This is a genomic window from Nostoc sp. CALU 1950, from assembly GCF_051172895.1.
Taxonomy (GTDB): domain Bacteria; phylum Cyanobacteriota; class Cyanobacteriia; order Cyanobacteriales; family Nostocaceae; genus Nostoc; species Nostoc edaphicum_A.
Map to the genome: position 1 here is coordinate 21,555 of NZ_JBDNJQ010000058.1, position 23,170 is coordinate 44,724.

The window sequence follows — 23,170 nt, forward strand, 5'->3', positions numbered from 1 at the left end:
AACTACCAGTTTGACTGTTGCTTTCCCATTTTCTTGTGGAAGGGCTAAGACGATGTTTGAAAAGTTTTCTTCTCGGTAACAAAACGTTCTAGATCCCCCTAAATCCCCCTTAAAAAGAGGGACTTTGATTCCGGTTCCCCCCTTTTTAAGGGGGGCTAGGGGGGATCAATAAGTTCCTAAAATCACAACCAACTACTTTTTAAACATCCTATAACGGTCAAGCCCTAAAATACGAAGTTGCTGGGGTTATTAAAAGTGCCAGTACCAGCTAAATTAACCGTGATAAAAGGTCTGAAGATGTCGTCGCCTGTAGAGCCATCAGCATCAATTTGCACGCTGAAATTGTTGGTGCTAATACCCTGCACAACTTTCACATAGCCGTTGGCTATTGCGTTTGCACTGTTGTAGCCTCCTGTAACTAGGCTATCGAGCAGTTGCGTGAAGACAATACGATCCTTGCCAACTTCAAAATCTGTAATCGTGTCACCGTTATCGCGGATATTAGTATATACAAATTCGTCATTTCCGTCACCACCAGTAATTATATCTGCGCCTTGTAAGCCGGTGATGCGATCGCTCGTGGAAGTTCCAATTAAAGTATCACGCCCTGGTGTACCAGTGATTTCATTTGGCTGAATGGAGAGATTATCAGTAATTGGTACGGAAGTAGTATCTCCACGCGTAAAGCCGCCACTACTAATACTTGTGCCACCACCAGAAACTGATTGGATACTAATATATCCACCACCCAAATCTGGTAAAGTTAGTAAAACATTTTGAGCAACATTACCATTAGGATCTATAAAATTACTTGCTTTAATGGTTCCCTGTAAATTTTGCAATTGAATGATGGCATCGCTACCCGCCTGAAACCCTGCTGTACCATCATTAATAACTAAATAGCGACTACTACCAGAAGTAAATGTGGCAGCATAGTTGGCTTGAAATCCACCAGAAAACAGGTTTCCCATGTTTAAGTGTGTATTAATTGAAGACTCATTTGGAAATCCTTTTAGAAGATTACCCGCATTATAGAAATAGAAGTTAGATACGGTAGAAATTTGAAATTTTTCTTCGTTAGCATTGAAGTCTTTAATAACATCAAAGTTATTGAGGAGAGAGTCTTTTAAGTCGGTGTAAACAAAAATATCTGCTCCAGTTCCTCCGGTTAGAATATCTGAACCACGTCCACCGATTAGTCTGTCATTACTACCGCCGCCATTAAGGGTATCATTGCCAGCACCACCATACATTAAAGCCGAATAAGAGTCTGCTGTTAAAATATTATTGGAATCGTTTCCTTTAAAAACTTTATATGTTCCTCCTCCATTAAAATTGATTTGTTCAATATCTATGAGGATATCAGTACCATCTCTATTGGTTTGAGTGTCAGTAACCTGCATATCTCCATTATTTAATAAAGAGATTTGATAATTAACAGAATCTCCCGTGAAAACTGCGGTGTCATTACCTGCACCACCACTCAGGTTGTCATTACCATCGCCACCACTCAGGTTGTCATTACCTGCACCACCACTCAGGTTGTCATTCCCTGCACCACCATTGAGAATGTTATTGCCACTATTACCTGTAATGATGTTATTGGCGGCGTTACCTGTGCCATTAATCGCAACTGTTCCTGTCAGGGTAAGGTTTTCTACGTTAGCAATATCAGCAATACTAAAGGTGACGCTGGATTGAACGGTATCAGTTCCTTCTGCTGGATTCTCGATAATAGTATCAGTGATGCTATCAAGAACAATATAAGTATCGTTACCAGCACCACCTTTTAGTAAGCTGTAGTAGTCATACTCACCCTTCAGGGTATCATTCCCAGCAGTTCCTTCCTTATAATTATTAAAGGCGATGAGCGAGTCAGTGGAATCATTTGTATTAGTCCACGCTCTATTGCTAGTAAAAATCTCCGATAGATCCCTAAAGTTATTATCTTTGTAGAGTGCAACTGCCCAACCTTGAGGAACTTTTAAGGAACTGAGGATATCCTTATCGAAGCCGTTTCTTAGCAACCTATCATAATTGTACCTACCTGGTATTAGCTTCAAGCTTTTTCCTAAATAACTACCATGTTCAAAAATTTCAGCATGGTCACCAGAGATTATAAAATTTGAATTTTTAAAATCTAGCTTGTTGCTGAGTGTTATTAAATGCTGGGACTTAAAGAATGGAAAAATAGGGCTGGCAAAATCAAATATCTTATAATATAAATCACCTGTATTGCGATCATAGCTAAATTGATCCATAGAAATTGGGCCAAATTGAGAAATATCAATCTGAATCTTATCTCCCTCTAATGGATTGAAGTCTGTAATGGTATCAATTCCTTCTGAGATACCGTTAAAGACAAAAGTATCAGCACCAGCTCCTCCCGTTAGGGTGTCGTCCCCTTCTCCACCTTCGAGCCGATTATTTTGGCTATTGCCAGATAAGGAATCATCACCACTGCCACCAATGGCGTTTTCAATTGATGCTAAAAGGTGCTGAAATTGACTGCTTTCTATCCCTTTCTTATACACTAATCCAGTTGTATAACTCAAAGAGCTATCAAACTCGTTGAGAGATATATCTAGATTTTCAGTATAAAGGCTGTAAGAGACAGTATCACTATCACTACCATCGAGGTTATCAAATTCAAATATGGCTTTATTACCTTCTACGTGGGCACCATCTAATTTAGCGAAAGCATAGCTGGTAGTAAGGATGTCAGAGCCTTTTCCACCGTAGAGTTTACCCCCTCCGAAAAGGTAATCATTGCCATCATTGCCAACGAGGTAATCATTATCATTTCCATAGAGGTTATCATCGCCATCTCCTCCATAAAGCTCATCATAGCCTTTGTCGCCATACAGGATGTCATTATCTCCATCACCATAGAGGAAATCATCGCCATCTCCACCATGAAGCAAGTCCTTATTTTCATCGCCATATAGGGCGTCATTACCTCCCTCGCCTAACAATAAATCATCACCTTTCTTACCAATGATGATGTTCTGATTATTATCACCAACTATACTATCGTTACCATCTGTGCCGTCTATGTTTGCTACATTATTAGCTGAGACATCTAGTTGAACATTGCCTATTTCGTATATAGGTTTATTTTCCACCAAAAGTTTATGTTTTTCTGTAATTGTTTCTCTAGCATATTGAGCTATGGTATTTGCCTCGTCATACCACATGACATGGTAATTGCCATCTAAGGAAACCTTAATACCTACAGTTCCTAGCAGAGCTACATTTCCCCAAGCTGCAACATAATCATTGCTCGATATACCATCATTAGTGTACTCAACATAAACTTCCCCAGAGCCTAAATTCTTTCCGCCGATGAAGGGGATAAAATCAGGAACCTTGACACTCGCCTCACCGAACATATATAGGTCTAATTTAGACGTAGCCAAAAACTGAGTTTGTGTAGTGATTAGTCCATTTAAAATGGTGAAATTAGATGTTGCCCATAAATATTCATTTCCTTTATTAGCCCAATTGATTTCAGTATCGCCATTACCTTTAATCAACCCACCAAGAACGGTAATGTTGCCAGTTGTTTTGAAGTAGCTGCTAGTAATTCTGGCGCTTGCATCTAACTCAACCAACGAGCCATGAATACCACCACCAGCCCAAGAAGGTAGATTTAAGTTAATTTCAGCCCCGGCTGTTATACCAACTTTGCCACCAAATAATGTGTTTACTGCCTCATATCGCCCTTCTATGCTTTGAAGATAAGCTCCGGTAGTACCAATTGGTTTATTCAGGTGATCTGCTTTAATGTCGGCATAAGTTAATACACCAGTAGTGGTATTGAATGTAAAATCAGCGTTAATATCAATTCCACTGGGAATTGATAGAGTTCCTTTAGCATTTATTGTGCTATTTACTGTATTAATCCCTAATTCTGCGTGTTTGATTGTCCATCCCCCTGCATTGATATTCTCAGCAGAGAATGTTCCGACAACTTCTACTACAGGATTAGCAGCATTGTTGCTAATTTTAATATAGTTTGAACCACTAAAATTAGCGGTGAACTCGTGAAAATCGGGAAGTACCAATGTACCTTGAAATTTAAAGTATTTTTCTAAAATTGTTTTGCCGTCTTTATCTAATACTTTGGCGTATTCAAGTTTAATATTTGTACCTGTTGCTCGCAGTTTTTCTAAACCCAGAAAATTAACATCAAAATTAGGAATTGTAATTATACCACCAGTTAAGTCAATTCCATCATTATTAACAACTAAGTAATTTAAACCAGTTATATCTACAGTGGCTTTTCCTAATGCGTCAGGAAGGATTAACTTACCTTGAGTTTTAAGTTCTGGGTCCCATAAGATTGTATCAGTAAGATTTCGGTCAGGGGTAAAGATTATGGTTCGGAGGTCAACATTTGTGCCAAAAAATGTAAAATCAGTTCCTTCTGGGGTGTCTGCACTAATTCTTGTGAGCTGACCTTGATCAAAAGCCAGAGTTAAACCAATATATTTTTCAGGAGCAGTGTACAGTTTAGCTGTACCTGTAACTTCATTTCTACGATTATCAAAAGTTTTATTAACATTTACTTGAATATCAGAGAGTTTCCAGTCACCATATATGTCTATAGGATTAACTTGAAAATCCGCTACTAATTCATACTGAAGACCTTGATCACTATTTTTAACCTTAACGTAATTACCACTTCTTAAATCTAGTTTAAAACCCTTGAGACTGGGAACTTCAAACAGACCTGTAAGTGTTGCTATTTGTTCACCAAAGTTAAAGTTTATTGCTGCATCAGTACTTTTAATTTTAATTAAGTTGAGCAGATTAAACTCACGCTCTCCTCGCAGTATTAATGAACCACCTGTGACATCAACATAAGGGACGTAAATTGTTTCATCTTCTTCTATTCGTTCCTTAACACCAAAGATGATATAGTCTTCACCTGTATCATGTTTTCCTATTGTTATTGCTAATCCATTGCCACCGACTAAGTTTTTGGGCAGGATCACTGAACCCTGTAATTTAAGTTCAGGATAACCAGATATCTCATTATTGCCAAATTCTAAACCTTCAAAATTGGCTTCCAGCCCAAAAAATTTAAAATCAGAATCATTAGTCCCTAATTCGTCAATTGTTGCTTGTAAATTATTGGGATCAAGTCTTAGTTTACCATTGAATAAAGGCTTGTCTGCAATATCACCTAAGCTGGTATAAACTTTAGGATTTATAGTAGAATTTATTGGTTCGATATAGATATATTGTTTCCCATCGCTTTCTCTACCAATGGTTACTTTACCGTCTACAATCGTAAGCAGAGCTTCCAATATCTCATCATTGTCTCCATCTGCTTTACCTATATAGACTACTTCATTGGCTGTATCTAATTGAATTTGATCTGTGTCTGGTGTGTAAGAATAAGGGTTATTATTGGGAGTAGTCTCACTCGATAGTTGAAGAGATTGCTGAAAATTAGTTGTTATAAGCTGGAAATTAGTTGTTTTAATCCTTTTAGTTGCTTGTATAACAGCATTACTAACGCGTCTTTTATTATTTGAAATGACTTGTTTAATATCAGCAAAAATTGCGTAATGATGATCGCTTTTAAGGTTATTTTTAATGTCATGAGGAATATCAATTTCCTCCACAGAATAATTTTGAGCAGTAGTAGCAATAAAGTCATTTTTTTTGTTTGCGCCTTTAATAGGTTGGCTATTGCTAAAAGTCAAAGTATTCCGAAGCATTGTGTCGGTAACATTTAAGTCACCAAGTATTATTGTCTTATAATCATTAGCAGCAAGTTGATTATTAAGAATATTAAGTGTTCGTCTAGCTGGGTTTCCATAGAATTGTAAATTAGCTAAATCATTACGGAGTGTGTTATTAGGAGCATTTGTGATAGTTTCCCATTTTTTGCGACTTCCCGTCTCATTATGCCAGCCTAAGAAGTTGTAACTGTTAGCTCCTTTTGTAGCAGTAAATGTAATTGGAGTACGGTAAAATCTATCAGAATATTCTGATTGCCAAATGTTTTGATTATTTGGATTAATTAAATTTGATGATAAAGTCGGTGGTGATGCAGGGGGTAGTGAGATAGTAGCTTTTTTATATAAAATCAGATAGCCTGATGAATCAGGATTACTTAGTGTTTTGTACCAATTATCTATATTATCTTTAGCATATTCTCTGTTTATTTTATAATAATCATAATCTTGATTTATAGTACTTCTTAATTGAGTTTCAGAAAGTTTTGTTGAGTTAAATTCCTGAATAACTATTACATCTACATCATTAACAGCACTAATATCTGATATGTATTTTATACGTTCTGCATGGGTTCTTAGTTGAACATTTATATTAGTAAGTTTTGCATCATCCCTCCAAATATTCCATGTGGCTACTCTCAAAGTATCTTCTGAATTACTCAACTCTTGCTGATTACTAAGAACAGTAACAATGTCATTTTCTGCTTTTAAAACCTGTAAATCTTCATCACTCAGAATATTCCCTTGCACCAACTCAGAAAAAATATCCCCCTCATCCCCATGTGCATCAATCTCATTAATCTGAGAATCAACAAAATGACCAATTTCTTCTATTAAGACATCAGTAATTCTAGCCGTATTATTAGCATATTTATTGACAAACTCCACCGCCAAATAAACTTTTTGAGTATTGTCAGAGAATGCACCATTACCCCCAGCAATAGCACCACCATTGACAATCTTAATAGTAGGAATATTGGTAAAATTCCTGTCAGCAAAATTATCAAATAATTTATCTGCTACTTCCCGATTAAAATCATTACCAAAAGCAGTCTCTAACTTCTGGCTGTAATCTGGATCAAAACGGAATTTGCTGAGATAGTCATAGCTATCCCGTAAGGCTTTATCTACTATTCCGTAAATATCCAACAAGTCCAATTCGCTGTTATTCTGAAGACTTTCAGCAAATACAAAAGTTAGATTATCCTTAACCTTCGTTTCATCTAACTGTGTTTGACTGTTTTTATAAACTTCAACAATATTTCTGCTAATAATCAGATCATTGTTATTATCAATATTTTGATGATTATTACTACTGGCAATACTTCCTTCTACAACAAAACTCTGTTGATTTATATTAATCCTGCTAGATTTAGTATCAGATGAGATTGGAGCTTTCAAAGCATTCAATGAATTAAAAGCATCTCTTTTATTGCCACTAAGTGACGGAAAACCAAATAGTCTACCAGATGTGTTTTTATCCCAAAATCCTAAAAGTAGATTATTGAAATCATCGGAATCAAAGAATGGTAGATTTGAGAATTTATCTGACTTGGTAATCTGAGTGAATGCAAAAGAATCATTCATTAATTCTTCATTGTCCAGAATGTCAGGAAATAAATTTTTTATAAAAGAATATCTTTTTGACAAACGGGCTTTATATAGGTTGTTAGGTAAAGTTTTGTAGGTTTTCATGGTTTTACTCCTTGATTGGTATTGCATCGATAACTAAGCACAAAAAAATGTCTGCATTCCTAAAGCAAATTGATAGCGTTTCTCGAATGGAAGCAATAGACTTTGACCTCTCTCCAAACCTCTCTCCTAAGAGGCTACGGTGTACACACATCTTTCTATAAAACCAAAATCGTGGTAGATCCCCCTAAATCCCCCTTAAAAAGGGGGACTTTGAGAGCTTTTTGCCCCCCTTTTTAAGGGGGGTTGGGGGGATCAAAAGCCTGTGGCGCAACTCTTAAAGACTTGTGTGTACACCGTAGCCAGGGAAGGGGCTGGGAGTTAAGTCTGTATTGGACTCAACCGAGAAGCGCTATAGAACTCACCCTCATGTAAAAGAGGGATGTGAAGCAAAAGAGACGATATCTATGCACACATAAGTGAAATTACTTATACGCAAAATCATAATATTCGGTTGCTGACTAACTTCAGTCCTAGAAATTACTGATTTATTGTGAATTTTGACCAAGTTTGATGGTTTTTTAATATTCTTTCTTAAAAGAATAATTTAGTTAGCCTAGAAAACGATAAAAGTATTCTTCTTCCTGAAAAAAGAAAAATATATATAAGCTTGCTTCAGCGCTACTGTAAACTGAGTAAATAATCAAACAAACAAACAAAATACAGAATGCCAAGGTCATTGAAAGTTCGCCATGACTGTATGGATCAAGTCAAAATATCACTTACACGTAATGGCTACCCCAACCAAAGAAGCTTGGCTCATGACACTGGTTTAGCTTTAGCTACAGTTAGCAAATTCCTAACTGGGAAACCAGTTGGCCATACAAATTTTGAAGAATTATGTCATAAATTAAATCTAGATTGGAGAGATATCTCTACACCTAATCCCAAACTAGATGTCTTAAATAATACATCCAAAGTTATAAAAAAAAGGACAGATTTTGGTGCAGCAATTGATGTTTCATCATTTTACGATCGCACCCAAGAACTAACGCAGCTAAAATCATGGATTTTACAAGATGGCTGTCGCTTGGTTACAATCTTCGGTATGGGCGGCGTTGGGAAAACCACTTTAGCCACTAAATTAGCACTATCAATTCAAGATCAGTTTGAGTATGTGATTTGGCGATCGCTACAATACACTCCGCCAGGAAACAGCTTTTTAACTGAATTAGTATCATTTTTATCCAATCAGCAAGAAACTACACCCGACATCAATTTGCTGATCCATTATCTGCGTACTTACCGATGTCTATTAATTTTAGACAACTTAGAAACGGTCTTAGATCCGGGTTCGATGGCAAAGTATCGCCCTAATTATCAGATATATGGTGATTTAATCCAAGCCATTGGAAAAACAAATCATAATAGCTGTCTGATTTTAACCTCTAGAGAAAAACCCGCTGAAGTCGCCATATCAGAAGGAGCAGAATTACTGGTGCGTTCTTTCAAGTTGGAAGCTTCTCAAAAGGTAGCCATTCACCTACTACAATCAAAGCAACTGCTGGGTTCAGATGAGCAAAAACAGGAACTGTGCGATCGCTACAGTAATAACCCTTTACAAATAAACATGGTTACTAATGCCATAATCGAGCTATTTAATGGCGAAATAGGGAAATTCCTAGAACAAAATACCTTATTACTCAGTAACATTAACCATTTACTAGAGCAGCAGTTAAATCGTCTTTCAGGGTTAGAATGGCACATTATGAACTGTATCGCGATCGATCAGGAAGTATCAACTCTTGATACCTTAGCTAAAAGTATTTGTCCGACTGTTCTTAAATTCCAACTTTTGAATGCCATAGAGAGATTGATTTGGCGCTCACTAATTGAAAAAAAATCTAAAAGTTATACCCAAAAACCTGTTGTAATTGAGTATGTAATCGAAAAATTTAAACAGCAAATTTTAATAGAACTGATAAATACAAAACTTCTCTTGTTTAATAAATATTTACTGGTTGCAAAAATCACTAAAAATCGTGTTATGAAAAACCATAATTCATTGACTTTACTCGGTATTGCAGACCAACTTTGTCATCATTTTGCTTCAAGAATAGCCCTCAAAAGACATATTCAGGGCATCTTAAAGGAAGTGCAAACTTTTAGGCAGCACTTATCTAAACATGGGGTATCCAATTTTATTCATCTTTCTAACTATCTGGGAATTGAGTTAACAAAATTAGAACAAAGGGTACTGCAATCTTGCATTACAGAAATTATCTAATTCCACATAGACAGTAAATTTGATAATAAAGGTTTTTTGAGATCGCCCTCAGACTTCCAATCGCCCGGTGTTTCTTAAAAGTGTAGACAAATAAAAATTGTATAACTTTATTAAATCTCACAAACTTGTGAAACTTACAAACTCATTTATCCGATGCCAAACCTTCTCTAATAAATCAATATCATCCGCATCAAACCATTCAATTTTTGGATATGCCCGGAACCAAGTACGTTGTCGCTTGGCAAATTGCCTTGTATGCAAAATTGTTAATTCTTTCGCTTCATCCAAAGAAATATTGCCAGACAAATATTGCTTAATTTCTTGATACCCCAAAGTATTCAATAAAGACAAATCAGCGCCATATTTTTGACAAAGATACTCCACCTCAGCAACTAAACCATTTGCTATCATCTGCTCAGTACGTTGTTGAATCCGAACACCCAATCTTTCAAGATCGCAATCTAAACCAATTTGCAAAATCGGATAATTTGGTGGATTCTCCCCTTGCTGTTCTGAAATTGGATATCCAGTTACATAAAATACCTCTAATGCTCGTAAAGTCCGGACTGAATCATTGCCATGAATTTTTTGTGCGGCAACTGGATCAACTTGTTGTAATATTGCGTAGAGTTGTGGTTGACCGAGAGATTCCAGTTGCGATCGCAATTCTGTTTGTGGTGCAACTCTCGGAATTTTCATCCCTTGGACAATGGAACGGATATATAAACCAGTGCCACCAACTAGCAATAGTGGTGTAACATCAACAGAAGCAATTAAGGCTTGTGTTTGCTCCTGGTAGTCTGCTACTGTCATCATGTCTGTTGGATCGCAGATATCTATTAAATAATGTGGCACCAATTTTTGTTCAGCCACAGTCGGTTTTGCCGTCCCAATATCAAACTCACGATAAACTTGACGAGAATCAGCACTGAGAATCACAGAACCCAACCGCATCGCCAAAGCCAAAGCCAAACCAGACTTACCTGTTGCCGTCGCCCCACAAATCACAATTAATTTAGTCATTAGTCATTAGTCATTAGTCATTAGTCATTTGTTATGGGGCATTGGGCATAAGGAATAAAATTGTTCAATAATCCTCCCCTGCTTCCTCATCTCCCCCTGCTCCCCTGCCCCCCTGCCCCTCTGCTCCTCTGCCCCTCTTCCACGGTAGTGCAACCCCAGTATAAACTTCTCTTGAAAATGCCCTACAGACGCCAGCAAGGCTTTTGTGTTACAATTTTGGAGTGTTTTTACTTTTATTTGCCTTTTGGCGAGTTCAACCCCACGCATCAGGAGAGTTTACATGACGAGCAGTTACAGTGCCGATCAGATTCAAGTTCTGGAAGGTCTGGAAGCCGTCCGCAAAAGACCAGGAATGTACATCGGTACCACTGGGCCGCGAGGACTCCACCATTTAGTTTACGAGGTGGTGGACAATTCAATCGATGAGGCTTTGGCGGGTCATTGCACTCATATAGAGGTGGATATCAACGCTGATGGTTCTGTGACTGTAACAGATGATGGTCGCGGTATTCCCGTCGATACTCACTCGCGCACCGGGAAATCGGCTTTGGAAACCGTGATGACGGTATTGCACGCCGGTGGTAAGTTTGGCGGCGGTGGCTACAAAGTTTCTGGAGGATTACACGGGGTTGGTATTTCTGTTGTTAATGCCTTATCTGAAGTTGTAGAAGTTACAGTTTGGCGAGAAAAAAAAGTTCATCTCCAGCGCTATGAACGCGGTATCCCAGTTACTGAACTGCAAACCAAACCTTACAAAGAAGCTAGAACTGGAACTTCTGTTACCTTTAAGCCAGATACCCAAATCTTTACAACTAGCATTGAGTTTGATTACATCACTTTATCAGGTCGCCTACGGGAGTTGGCGTATCTGAATGCAGGTGTCAAAATTACCTTTACTGACAACCGTCTAGAACTACTAAAAAGCGATACACCGAAAGTAGAATCCTACAATTACAAGGGTGGTATTAAAGAATATATCGCTTACATGAACCGCGAGAAGCAGCCACTGCATGAAGAAATTATCTATGTGCAGGGGGAACGCAACAATGTACAAGTAGAAGTTTCACTGCAATGGTGTACTGATGCTTACACAGATAATGTGCTAGGTTTTGCTAACAATATTCGCACCGTAGATGGTGGTACGCACTTAGAAGGGTTAAAAGCGGTTCTGACCCGGACATTAAATGCGATCGCTCGCAAGCGGAATAAAATTAAAGATAATGAACCAAACCTCAGTGGCGAACACGTCCGCGAAGGTCTGACAGCCGTAATTTCCGTTAAAGTCCCCGACCCAGAATTTGAAGGACAAACCAAAACTAAACTTGGTAATACCGAAGTACGGGGAATTGTCGATTCTTTAGTGGGAGAAGTCCTCACTGAGTATCTAGAGTTTCATCCGGCGATCGCAGATTCAATTTTAGATAAAGCTATCCAAGCTTTCAAAGCCGCAGAAGCAGCGCGTCATGCGCGAGAGTTAGTCCGGCGCAAATCTGTACTAGAATCTTCGCCATTACCTGGTAAGTTAGCAGATTGTAGTTCTCGCGACCCCAGCGAATCTGAGATATTCATCGTGGAAGGGGACTCAGCCGGTGGGAGTGCCAAACAAGGACGCGATCGCCGCACTCAAGCAATCTTGCCTCTACGTGGTAAAATTCTCAACATTGAAAAAACCGACGACGCTAAAATCTATAAAAATAACGAAGTTCAATCGTTAATTACAGCACTTGGTTTAGGTGTTAAAGGTGATGAATTCGATTCCACTCAACTGCGTTATCACCGCATAGTCATCATGACGGACGCTGACGTAGATGGAGCGCACATTCGGACTTTGTTGTTAACATTCTTCTATCGATATCAGCGGGCGCTTATCGAACAAGGCTTTATTTATATTGCTTGTCCCCCACTGTTTAAAGTAGAACGGGGACGTAATCATGAGTATTGCTATAGCGATCGCGAAAAAAATCAAGCGATCGCCAAATTTCCTGCTAACGCGAACTATACCATCCAACGCTTCAAAGGTTTGGGTGAAATGATGCCACAACAACTCTGGGACACCACCATGAACCCAGAAACTCGTAAAATGAAGCAAGTCGAAATTGAGGATGCCGCTGAAGCTGATCGCATCTTCACAATTTTAATGGGCGATCGGGTCGCACCCAGACGAGAATTCATCGAAACCTATGGCTCTAAACTCAACTTCACCGATCTAGATATCTAATATCAGCAGTCCTAAATCATTCGTAAAAAACAAGATCCCCGATTTCTCAAAGAAATCGGGGATCTTTGGCTTTAAAGTCTTGATTGACATTCCCAGAACAAACCTTTGGTAAAGACTTTATATCCCAATACGGTTTAGTTAACGTGAGTTCGATGAACCTCTCCCTCCCAGCCTCCCTCTGGGAAACGGAAAGGGAGGAGCAACGAAAAATTCAGCTTTTTGCTCCCCTCTCCGTGTCGGAGAGGGGTTGGGGGAGAGGTCAAATAAGACTTGTCGAACTCACGTTTTAGTTAAGGGCTAATTGTACAAAATTTTGGGTTTTCGAGACGCGATAAATCGCCGTCTCTACAAGTGTTTTGGTCTTATCTGAACTGTATTGCTTTATATCCAAATCTACTATAAAAACTACTTCTTTTAGCTGATGACAAACTAGGAAATATATAAATCTTTTATATTAGTATTTTTCATACTACAAACTATGTCGTTAGATGAGTGACTATATCCATAAATTCATTAACTATTGTTAATGATCCCCTATTTAACAGGATTCTACACAAAGCTATGAAAGCGAGCAAAGGCATAGTAGAAAAAGCATTGTTCAATATTATTGGCATAGGTAGCTTGGTTGCTCTGTCTGCCTGCGCTCAACCTGTCACAGAAACTCCCACTGCAACTGTCCCTCCCGTTGCCGAAACCCCCATAACAACCGTTCCTCCCGTTACACCAACTCCTACTGCCGCCACTGCTAACCAAAATTTAGCAGAACTGGCAACATCCGCAGCTAGTCAAGGACAGTTTAAAACTCTCATCCAAGCAGTGCAAGCTGCTGGCTTAACTGAACAATTGTCTACACCAGGCCCTTACACAGTATTTGCACCGACTGACGCCGCTTTCTCTGCTTTACCGAAAGCTACTCTAGACCAACTCTTGCAGCCAGCCAACAAACAACAATTAGTCAGGCTTCTGGCCTACCATGTCGTCCCTGGGGGAACTACCTCCCAGCAATTGACATCTGGAGAAGTTAAAACAGTTGAGGGTAGTCCCGTTAAAGTAACGGTTGATCGTGCTAGCAACTCAATCACAGTCAACAACGCTAAAGTGACTCAGCCAGATATCCCAGCTAGCAACGGCATCGTTCATGTAGTTGACCAGGTACTTCTCCCACCTAATTTTGCTGCAAGTCTAAACACAACCCCAACACCACGGTAGTTTAGCAAAGCTTATAATTCCCAGTTTTCGTTAGGAGTAGGTTTGAAAGCCATCCTGATTCTCAACTAGACGCTAATAATCAATTAAAAATTTAGGTTGACTTGTCACACAAGTGGTAAGTCAGCACTACATAATAACAAAAATTCTAAATTTCTCACTTAGTCTAGAATCATATAATTTGCTTCTTGTCAATATTTTCCAAACCATCAATGTTCAAGTGTGAGCAAAACTACCAATTTTATTGGAAATTTGGCCAAGATAATACTCTTTGCTCTGACTAGCTGATTAATTTCGCCCACCAGCTAGAAACACATTTGTTATCCTCTAAGAAAATAAGTGAATATCATCTGTCAAACAGCAATTAATAAGTATTTTGAGGATTTATCACCATAAGATGACAGAAACTCACTGAAATAAAAGTATTTAAATTTACAATTAAGTTACGCAAAACGACATTGTAACTAAATTATCAGGCAATCTTCTGGGTTCTCTGTGTTCGAGTTGATGGCTAGTGAAAGCACACACCATAAAGCTGAAAACTTGTTAATATCTTCATGTGGTGCTGTGGCGATCGCTATTGTATCGTATGTATCTAATGTACTTTTGCCTAAGATTAGGACTATATTGGCTAATTCACAGGACAAATTGTTTTTGAATTGATTAAAATATCCTTGTATACAATAAGAAGAGTTTGTCAAGTTTCATAGGGCTGAAATCGCCACAGTGCGCTAACGTGTGAATAAGACCGAATTAGTTAAACCTAAATTGATCTCCTATCGGTCGATTCTGCCACTACCTCAACTCCTCAGTTAAGGTAATGAGTAAGTAGAAGGTTAACTGGTTTAAGGCAAGCACCACCACACTTGTTGTATTTACCCAACGACAAGACCCTCTTTAGTCTAAGGAATGCGTAATTTATGAAGGAAATGTAAAAATGGGTAGGTTAAGACGAATAGTCTGAGTTAACATAAAATGCACTCTTCCTCAGTAATTAATGTTGTGTAAAATACATGAAATTCGGCAAAAGCAAGCGTACTTACTTCGCAATGTAATAAGAGCGTCACTGTAATTCCGAAAAGTGGAGAAAAAATTTCAGGGTATAAATCCCATTTTTAATGTCTTTTTGGTGAACGTGGCTAAGAGTTGCTTAATGAATTCATGATTAATACACAAAAAGAGTGCAATTTCTGTGAAACAGGCTACAATCTGAAGAGTCTTTATAGGAAAATCTGCCAACAGTATGAACTCATTTGTATAGAGTGGCAAATTTTTTGACAAGGGCGAGTATTTTTTTTAACCAGTTAGTTGAAAGCAGTATGTGATAGCAACACATATAACATTTACGAAAGTGAGCAAATCACCTTTAGTAGTTGCTTGAACTAAAGTAAAAACCCCTCCTAACGGAGGTGTAAAATGTCCGAAAATATCTCTGGCAAATCTGCCAAAAAGCTTATTTTCGGTTGATAACTAGCTCGTTTATAAAGAGCAGTAAACACATCTTGAGTAATTGATTCTGCAAGGAGCATGAGGAACGCGGCATGAACCAGGCTAACAACGTACTCGAAAGCATATATCAGCCTGACCTAGAAATAATAAATCAGCCTGAGCTCGAGTTAGAAGAACTCTTAATAGACGATGAAGAGGACTTGCTGATCATCGATGAAGGTGACGAGGAATTTTTAGAGCCTCAGTCTGATGAGGACGACGCAAAGTCTGGAAAAGCCGCTAAATCGCGTCGTCGGACACAAAGCAAGAAAAAGCACTATACCGAAGATTCAATTCGGCTTTACTTGCAAGAAATTGGTAGAATTCGTCTGTTGCGGGCAGACGAAGAAATTGAATTGGCGCGGAAAATAGCCGATTTGCTGGAATTAGAGAGAGTCCGCGAAAGACTCTGTGAGCAATTAGATCGCGATCCTCGAGATAGTGAATGGGCAGAAGCAGTACAACTGCCACTACCAGCCTTTCGTTATCGCCTCCATGTTGGTCGTCGGGCGAAAGACAAGATGGTGCAATCTAACCTCCGTCTTGTAGTTTCAATTGCTAAGAAGTACATGAATCGTGGTTTGTCGTTCCAGGACTTAATTCAGGAAGGCAGTCTCGGTTTGATTCGTGCCGCTGAAAAGTTTGACCACGAAAAAGGTTATAAGTTCTCTACATACGCTACATGGTGGATTCGTCAAGCAATTACCCGCGCGATCGCAGATCAATCTCGCACAATTCGTCTTCCAGTTCACCTTTACGAAACCATCTCTCGGATTAAGAAAACTACCAAGTTACTATCTCAAGAGATGGGTCGCAAACCCACTGAAGAAGAAATCGCGACTCGCATGGAAATGACCATTGAGAAGTTGCGGTTCATTGCTAAATCTGCCCAGTTACCTATCTCACTAGAAACGCCTATTGGTAAAGAAGAAGATTCTCGATTGGGCGATTTTATTGAATCCGACGGTGAAACGCCAGAAGACCAAGTTTCCAAAAATCTTCTCCGCGAAGATCTCGAAAAAGTCCTCGACAGTCTCAGCCCACGTGAACGTGATGTTCTCAGACTACGTTACGGCTTGGATGATGGTCGGATGAAAACCCTTGAGGAAATCGGACAGATTTTCAACGTTACTCGCGAACGGATTCGTCAAATTGAGGCAAAAGCACTCCGCAAATTACGCCATCCAAACCGCAATAGCGTTCTCAAGGAATATATTCGGTAGTTATTGTCATTGGTCATTAGTCATTGGTCATTAGTAAATAAACGAAGGACAAATGACAACTGACTAATAACAAAAAAAAATAAAAAACCTGGTAGTGAATTGGCACTCCAGGTTTTTTTATTTATAGGTCATCTTAAATATTAAAACTTACAGGATACCCCAAAAGTGTAGGAAGCCTTGACCAGAAAAAACTTCAACCAAAATGGCTGCTGAAAAGCCAATCATTGCCAAACGACCGTTCCAAATTTCTGCTTGTGGGGTAAAGCCCCAACGCCAAGCGTTGCGATCTTCAATTACAGGAGTAGTTACTTTTGTGGTGCTTACATTTGTCATGGTCTGAACTCCAAATTTAATTTTTAAGGTTTATTGCCTTATGTAAACTAATATAACAAATATTTTGAGAAAGGCAACATTTTTTATACTTTTGTTTCCATACCTTGACATAAATAGGAATAGCCATTTATACAGATTCAAGCATCTGTCTTCAGTAAGATTTACGGAGGTGAAAGAAATGTTATCTAGAATTTTACCGTTATAAACAATAATATCTTATTGATATTAATTATCAAATAATTTATTTAAATTGATTGATTTCCAATAGAGTTTGTTATTTTAAGATAAGAAAATATTGATAGCTTAAGTCATTACCAGACAATTTCCATTTCTTTTGAAGTCGAGACAAAACCAAGCTTTTTATAGAGACTTTTACCATCCTCAGTGGAGTTAAGCCAGAGGCGTCTTGCCTCAGTTGTTCTGACAAAGCTGATAATTTCCTTTAACAAGGCTGTTGCAATTCCCCGTCCTCGCCACATCGGAATTGCATAAACATTCATAATGTAGGCTTCTAAGTAAGTGGGCAAGAATAAATCAAACTACATTAAGTAATGTAAAATTCAATTGAATTAGCTCGTAGTAAGGACTTTAGCCCTTAAGAGAGGACTAAAGTCCCCACTACAAACCTTTAATTATTTACGCGAGTCACTTTTAATATCGCTAGCCTCCCGCAGGAGTTAGAGACGCAGTTGTTGGATTAGCGCCTCTAAATCCTGCAAGTTGGCTTGTCGGAAGTTGAACATCACCCTAATTTACGATCGCACTTCAGCCACAGTAATGATTTTTTCATCGCGGTTGAGTTGGAGGATGCTTTCACCTTTGACATCTCTACCTAAGAGCGGCACTGTTTCTACAGGGATTCGCACTACCCGTTCCTTATTCGTCACTAAAGCTACCTCGCCAGATGCGATCGCTATGACCATACCAGCCAAGTTGTCAGTTTTGCTAGCAAATTTCAGCGCTTGCGTACCTAAATCGCCGCGATTAGCTGCTCTCAACTGACTCGCAGCCATCCGTTTGGCATATCCTTCTTGAGTAACTAGCAGCAGTTGGTCATCTTTACCGACAGTGACACAGCCAACCATTTGCTGATTTTTCAATAACCGAAATGCTTGTAAACCCATCGCTGTGCGACCCATGACTGGTAATTGTTCATCATTGGCTGCAAAGCGCAACATTCGCCCGCCGGAACTAGCTAAAATTAGATGCGCCCCTGGAGCGGTGAACTGGGTAAATGACAATTCATCATCGTCTTTGAGCTTCAAAATCGTGATTCCGCGCCGAGTTAAGTTAGTAAATTCTCCCAGAGACAGACGTTTAATTCTTCCCTGTTTTGTGAGGAGAATCATCTGCCTAGTTTCAAGATTTTCCGGCAGCAAAAAGCGGCTGACCACATCTTCTTGAGCGCTTTGAGCAGTACTACTGAGCATAGTAATCAAAGGTTTTCCCCGTGGAGAACGTCCAGTAGTTGGGGGAATTTCTCCCACATTCACCGGGTAGACTTTGCCGCTACCAGTTAGTATCAGCAAGTCTTTCCCCGTGTCGGTCAACACAGTTTGGATAATGAAGTCATTATCGTGCAGACCATTTTCAGCTTTTGACTTTCTCCCAGATGGCTGAGTGCGGCGGACATAACCGCGTTGGGTAAATTCTAAAACTGCTTCTTCTACTGGTTCAGAAGATTTAAGTTCCTCCTCCTCTGCTCCCCTGCCCTTCTGCTCCTCTGCCCTAGACTTCTGCTCCTCTCCGATTTTTGTCCGCCGGGGATCGTTGTACTTGCGCTTGAGCGATCGCAATTCTTTTTTCAGCGCCTTTAATAATTCGCGGCGATCGTTCAGCAACTGCTCCAACAAGCTAATTTGTTCGCTGATTTGCTCAAATTCCTGCTGCAAATTTTGCTGTTCTAAACTGGTGAGGCGGCGCAACGGCATAGCCAGAATTGCATCTCCTTGTACCTCACTCAAATCCAGTTGGCTACAAAGATTAATTTTTGCCGTACTGCCATCAGGAGCTTGGCGCAAAATTTGAATTACCTCATCCAAATTAGACAGCGCTTTCAGCAAACCTTCCACCAAATGCACACGACTTTGGGCCTTACCCAACTCGTAATTGTAGCGGCGGTTCAGCGTCTCTTCTCGGAAACTCAAAAACTCCTGCAACAGTTGACGCAAACTTAATTGGCGGGGTTGTCCATCTACTATTGCTAGGAGAATGGCCCCAAAAGTCATTTGTAAAGCAGTTTGGTGATACAAATGCTGGAGAACTTCTTGGGGATTGGTATCGCGTTTGAGTTCAATTACTACCCGCATCCCTTCGCGATCGCTCTCATCTCGGAGATCGGAAATTCCTTGCAAACGTCCTTGATTTACTAAGTCCGCTACCTTCTCAATCCAGGCAGCCTTATTCACTTGATAAGGCAATTCTGTAATGATAATTGCCGTCCGTCGCTTGCTTCCCCGACTGGCTGGAATTTCCTCCAGAGTCGCAACTCCCCGCAGCAGAATTCCACCTTTACCAGCGGTGTATGCTTCCCGAATTCCCGTCTCACCAATTATTTCTCCACCAGTGGGAAAATCTGGCCCTGGAATTAACTCGAATAATTTTTCATCTGGCAAATCTGGATTGTCGATTAAGGCAATTAACCCATCGACAACTTCCCCCAAATTGTGGGGTGGTACATTCGTTGCCATTCCTACGGCAATACCAGAACAGCCATTGAGCAACAGAAACGGCAACTGAGCAGGTAACACCGTTGGTTCTTGCTGGGAATTATCAAAGTTCCCGACAAATTCCACAGTTTCTTCACCAATTTCTGTCAGCATTCCCTCATGACTGATCGGTGCGAGGCGCGTTTCTGTGTAGCGCATTGCCGCTGGCGGGTCATTATCGACACTGCCAAAGTTACCGTGTCCTGCCAGTAAAGGATAGCGGCTAGAAAAATCCTGTACCAGCCTGACTAAGGCATCGTAAACTGATTGGTCGCCGTGGGGATGGTATTTACCCAACACATCACCCACTACACGGGCACATTTTCGATAGGGTCTATCTGGTACTAAACCAAGTTCGTGCATTGCATATAGAATGCGGCGATGCACTGGTTTTAAGCCATCACGCACGTCTGGTAGCGCTCGCCCGACAATCACGCTCATGGCATATTCTAGATAAGACCGTTGCATCTCGGTGTGCAGGGCTGTTGGAATTACCTGTCCCGTTGAGAGAAGGTTTAACTGTTTTGCCATGAGTTTTTTCCCTGAAATTTAACTACACAAAAGCCGATGGAACTCAACACTGCGGCAACCACAGCATAACGGATCAAATAGGATTCATAACAAAATTTTGATAGTCGCAGAAGAAAAAGCAGTAGTATCATCCTTGATGACCAGGATGCAATTGACTATTAAAAAGGATGCACACGAGTATAATCTACATAAACTTAGTAGCCATCATACTTACCGAAGAAGAATTCAGAATTCAGGAGACAGAATCCAGAATGGATTTTGTGGGACTGGATAGAGAATCGAGGTTTAAAGCAAGTGATTTTAAACGCGCGTGTTCGCTCTTAGCGTCTCCCCTTGGGAGAAGAAAAATTTTTTCCATGACTGTTACGCCTGACTTGATTGCTGGGTTATTCTGAATTCTGAATTCTGTTTTCTGACTCCTTTTGATCATGATTGCATTTCTTAATTTTGAATTCTGGAATTCTTTAATCTCCTCACCTCTATAACTAAAATTCTCATGAAAACTGTTTTAATTGTCGAAGACGATCTAATTAATGCTCGTGTTTTTTCCAAAATTTTGTCCAAGCGTGGCGGCTTGGGTGTAAAACATACTGAAAATGTCGAAGAAGTTATAAAAATTGCCCAATCAGGAGAAGCCGACCTGATTTTGATGGATGTTTCTCTGTCCAGAAGTGTTTACCAAGGCAAGTCTGTTGATGGAATCAAGATTACACAAATGTTGAAATCTGATCCGAAGACAGCAAACTTGCCTGTAATTTTGGTTACGGCACATGCTATGGAAGGCGATCGCGAGAACTTTCTCAAGCAAAGCGGTGCTGACGGCTACATTTCTAAGCCAGTTGTTGACCATCAACAGTTTGTTGACCAAATCATCGCACTTCTACCGACAGACTAACACTGGGAATTAACGACTTAATTTTAGGAATACTTGCCCGCCAATATTTTTGGGCAACTATTTCCCGTATTTGTTTAGTATATATGTACTACGAAAAGGTACTGTTAGGCAAGTGGGGAATGGGGAATGGGCATTGGGGAATGGGGACTGGGGACTGGGCATTGGGAATTAATCAATAATTCTTCTTCCCCTGCTCCCCCTGCTCCCCCTGCTCCCCACTCCTATTGGGTAGGCTGTTGCCTAGGGGCTGATGATGAGTTTGCTGGTTGCTGTAGGGCTGCTTGAATACGGGGTAATTCTAGGAATTTTTTCGTATCAGACAGTAAACGATCGCCCCAGAGATTTTCTTTGAGGAAATCCAAATTAGCATAGCGCGAATCAATCCGGAGTGCAGTTTCTCCCAAAGTTAGTCCTTGTTGACGATCGCCTTTAGTATAGAGTGCCACTGCCAAGGCCAATAAAGGTTCTGCGGCTTGTTTGTCAATGGTGACAGCAGATTGCCATTGCTTAATCGCTCCGGGGATATCACCCTGTTCGTAGTTGATTAAGCCAATATTGTTGAGCGCTGGCCAGAATTTTTTATCTTTAGAGACTGCTGTACTGTACTGTGCGATCGCATCAGGCAATCGACCCAGCATAAAGTAAGCATTACCCAAATTAAACAACCCCTCTGGATCATTGGGTTTTAACTTCAAACCCTCTTGGTAATTGACAAGAGCTGCTTGGTAATTTTTCTGCTGAAAATTAGCTGAACCCAAAGCAAACAAAATATCACCATTTTTGGGGTTGATAGATTGCGCTTTTTTCAGGCTAGCGATCGCTGCGTCAAACTCTTTAGTTTGCAGTTGCAATCCACCTAACAGCAACCACACCTTATCATTCCCAGGAGCCAGTTGACTAGCCAGCCGCGCTCGTGGCAAAGCTAATTCAACCTGTTGAAACTGAGCTAGTTGAGCCGCCTCTTGCGCCAAGCTCAAACCCTGCTTTTCTAACTTTGTTGCATCCAGTTGCAGTGTATGGGGTATTAATGCCTGCGCGTTAGCGGCTTTTGGCATACTCCACAAACTACAAACCATTAGAAGAGAAATCAAACTAACATGTTTAGGCACATTACCGCCTTTAAGCCACTAATCAAAGAATCTTTCAGCTAGCTTAAACGATCTCCGCTCTTGACGGCAGTAAAATCTTACAAACAAAGGCGGCAGGAGGCAGAAGTATTAACAGAAACTTTAGTTGGCTTAAAAGCGTGGGTTCCTCCTCCTTCCTGAAGTTATTAGTTCTTGACATTTCTATAACAAAAACAATTTATACCCAGTCCCCAATCCCCAATCCCCAGTCTCCAGTCCCCAATCCCCATTAAAAAAACTGATGACTTTCGTCATACCTCAGCCTGGAATTACTAGTGACTTTCGTCATACATAGGTTTGGACTTTTTGATCGATAATTATAATGTATGAATTTATACGATGAGGTAAATATTAAACACTTTGATGTCCAAACAAAAGCAACTGTCTAAGATTGCTGAATTTAAACATCAGCAAAATAGAAGTTTAATGCCAATTAGGAGTTAATTCCATGTTGAAACCAAACCGTGTATCGATAGTTTTAGCTGCTGCTGCTTTGATCATTGTTCCCACTCTGTTGACTGCGCCTGCAAGTGCCCAGACGGAAGTCTATGTTGTTAGCGATCGCAATCAAAATTGGGATCGCGACGGCAGAAGCAACTCTAGAGAAGTCAGAAACTCTAGAGACAGGGGTAATTGGAACCGTAACGGCAGACCCTATCCTGTAGAAGTCAGAAACTCTAGAGACAGGGACAATTGGAACCGTAACGGCAGACCCTATCCTGTAGAAGTCAGAAACTCTAGAGACA

12 protein-coding genes are annotated in these 23,170 nt (G+C 39.9%); 6 read left to right on the forward strand and 6 right to left on the reverse strand.

What is annotated here, in order from left to right; all coding sequences use genetic code 11:
- Positions 1-224 precede the first annotated feature (224 nt).
- Positions 225-7,448 (reverse strand): M10 family metallopeptidase C-terminal domain-containing protein, encoded by a 7,224-nt coding sequence (locus ABF638_RS17215; protein WP_435024103.1) that lies wholly within the window; start codon positions 7,446-7,448, stop codon positions 225-227.
- Positions 7,449-8,145: 697 nt separating this feature from the next.
- Here ABF638_RS17215 and ABF638_RS17220 point away from each other — a divergent pair.
- Positions 8,146-9,672, forward strand: coding sequence for an NB-ARC domain-containing protein (locus ABF638_RS17220; RefSeq protein WP_435024105.1), 1,527 nt, complete (start codon positions 8,146-8,148; stop codon positions 9,670-9,672).
- Positions 9,673-9,789: 117 nt separating this feature from the next.
- Here the strand turns inward: ABF638_RS17220 and miaA are convergent, their stop codons facing one another.
- A complete protein-coding gene (gene miaA, locus ABF638_RS17225; RefSeq protein ID WP_435024107.1) occupies positions 9,790-10,695 on the reverse strand; it encodes a tRNA (adenosine(37)-N6)-dimethylallyltransferase MiaA in 906 nt (301 codons plus the stop codon).
- Positions 10,696-10,975: 280 nt separating this feature from the next.
- Here miaA and gyrB point away from each other — a divergent pair, with 280 nt between their 5' ends.
- From gyrB to rpoD, 3 genes are all read left to right on the forward strand, one after another.
- The gene (gene gyrB, locus ABF638_RS17230; RefSeq protein ID WP_435024109.1) at positions 10,976-12,913 is read left to right on the forward strand and encodes a DNA topoisomerase (ATP-hydrolyzing) subunit B; all 1,938 of its coding nucleotides are present in this window, start codon (positions 10,976-10,978) and stop codon (positions 12,911-12,913) included.
- 561 nt (positions 12,914-13,474) lie between these two features.
- Positions 13,475-14,122: a fasciclin domain-containing protein gene (locus ABF638_RS17235; RefSeq protein ID WP_435024111.1), complete on the forward strand. Its 648-nt coding sequence runs from the start codon at positions 13,475-13,477 to the stop codon at positions 14,120-14,122.
- A 1,538-nt stretch (positions 14,123-15,660) separates the two neighbouring features.
- A complete protein-coding gene (gene rpoD, locus ABF638_RS17240) occupies positions 15,661-16,830 on the forward strand; it encodes an RNA polymerase sigma factor RpoD (RefSeq protein ID WP_069073375.1) in 1,170 nt (389 codons plus the stop codon).
- 147 nt (positions 16,831-16,977) lie between these two features.
- Here the strand turns inward: rpoD and ABF638_RS17245 are convergent, their stop codons facing one another.
- The 3 genes from ABF638_RS17245 to gyrA all read right to left on the reverse strand — a co-directional run bounded on the left by ABF638_RS17245 (position 16,978) and on the right by gyrA (position 20,402).
- Positions 16,978-17,163, reverse strand: coding sequence for a chlorophyll a/b-binding protein (locus tag ABF638_RS17245; protein WP_435024113.1), 186 nt, complete (start codon positions 17,161-17,163; stop codon positions 16,978-16,980).
- 311 nt (positions 17,164-17,474) lie between these two features.
- On the reverse strand, positions 17,475-17,663 hold the full coding sequence (locus tag ABF638_RS17250) for a GNAT family N-acetyltransferase (RefSeq protein WP_435024115.1): 189 nt from the start codon (positions 17,661-17,663) through the stop codon (positions 17,475-17,477).
- Between the two features lie 252 nt (positions 17,664-17,915).
- Positions 17,916-20,402 (reverse strand): DNA gyrase subunit A, encoded by a 2,487-nt coding sequence (gyrA, locus tag ABF638_RS17255; protein ID WP_435024116.1) that lies wholly within the window; start codon positions 20,400-20,402, stop codon positions 17,916-17,918.
- A gap of 496 nt (positions 20,403-20,898) precedes the next feature.
- Between gyrA and ABF638_RS17260 the strand changes: the two genes are divergently transcribed.
- Positions 20,899-21,297, forward strand: a complete 399-nt coding sequence (locus ABF638_RS17260; protein WP_069073372.1) for a response regulator — start codon at positions 20,899-20,901, stop codon at positions 21,295-21,297.
- A 221-nt stretch (positions 21,298-21,518) separates the two neighbouring features.
- Here the strand turns inward: ABF638_RS17260 and ABF638_RS17265 are convergent, their stop codons facing one another.
- Positions 21,519-22,406, reverse strand: coding sequence for a tetratricopeptide repeat protein (locus tag ABF638_RS17265; RefSeq protein ID WP_435024117.1), 888 nt, complete (start codon positions 22,404-22,406; stop codon positions 21,519-21,521).
- Between the two features lie 466 nt (positions 22,407-22,872).
- Between ABF638_RS17265 and ABF638_RS17270 the strand changes: the two genes are divergently transcribed.
- Positions 22,873-23,170 (forward strand): hypothetical protein (locus ABF638_RS17270; RefSeq protein WP_435024119.1); only part of this gene is annotated, 298 nt, incomplete at its 3' end.

Bases quoted from the DNA above. Each gene is read 5' to 3' on its own strand.
- gyrA (WP_435024116.1), bottom strand. From the start codon at position 20,402: ATGGCAAAACAGTTAAACCTTCTCTCAACGGGACAGGTAATTCCAACA.
- ABF638_RS17220 (WP_435024105.1), top strand. From the start codon at position 8,146: ATGGATCAAGTCAAAATATCACTTACACGTAATGGCTACCCCAACCAA.
- ABF638_RS17250 (WP_435024115.1), bottom strand. From the start codon at position 17,663: ATGAATGTTTATGCAATTCCGATGTGGCGAGGACGGGGAATTGCAACA.
- ABF638_RS17260 (WP_069073372.1), top strand. From the start codon at position 20,899: ATGAAAACTGTTTTAATTGTCGAAGACGATCTAATTAATGCTCGTGTT.
- miaA (WP_435024107.1), bottom strand. From the start codon at position 10,695: ATGACTAAATTAATTGTGATTTGTGGGGCGACGGCAACAGGTAAGTCT.
- ABF638_RS17235 (WP_435024111.1), top strand. From the start codon at position 13,475: ATGAAAGCGAGCAAAGGCATAGTAGAAAAAGCATTGTTCAATATTATT.
- ABF638_RS17245 (WP_435024113.1), bottom strand. From the start codon at position 17,163: ATGACAAATGTAAGCACCACAAAAGTAACTACTCCTGTAATTGAAGAT.
- ABF638_RS17215 (WP_435024103.1), bottom strand. From the start codon at position 7,448: ATGAAAACCTACAAAACTTTACCTAACAACCTATATAAAGCCCGTTTG.
- gyrB (WP_435024109.1), top strand. From the start codon at position 10,976: ATGACGAGCAGTTACAGTGCCGATCAGATTCAAGTTCTGGAAGGTCTG.
- rpoD (WP_069073375.1), top strand. From the start codon at position 15,661: ATGAACCAGGCTAACAACGTACTCGAAAGCATATATCAGCCTGACCTA.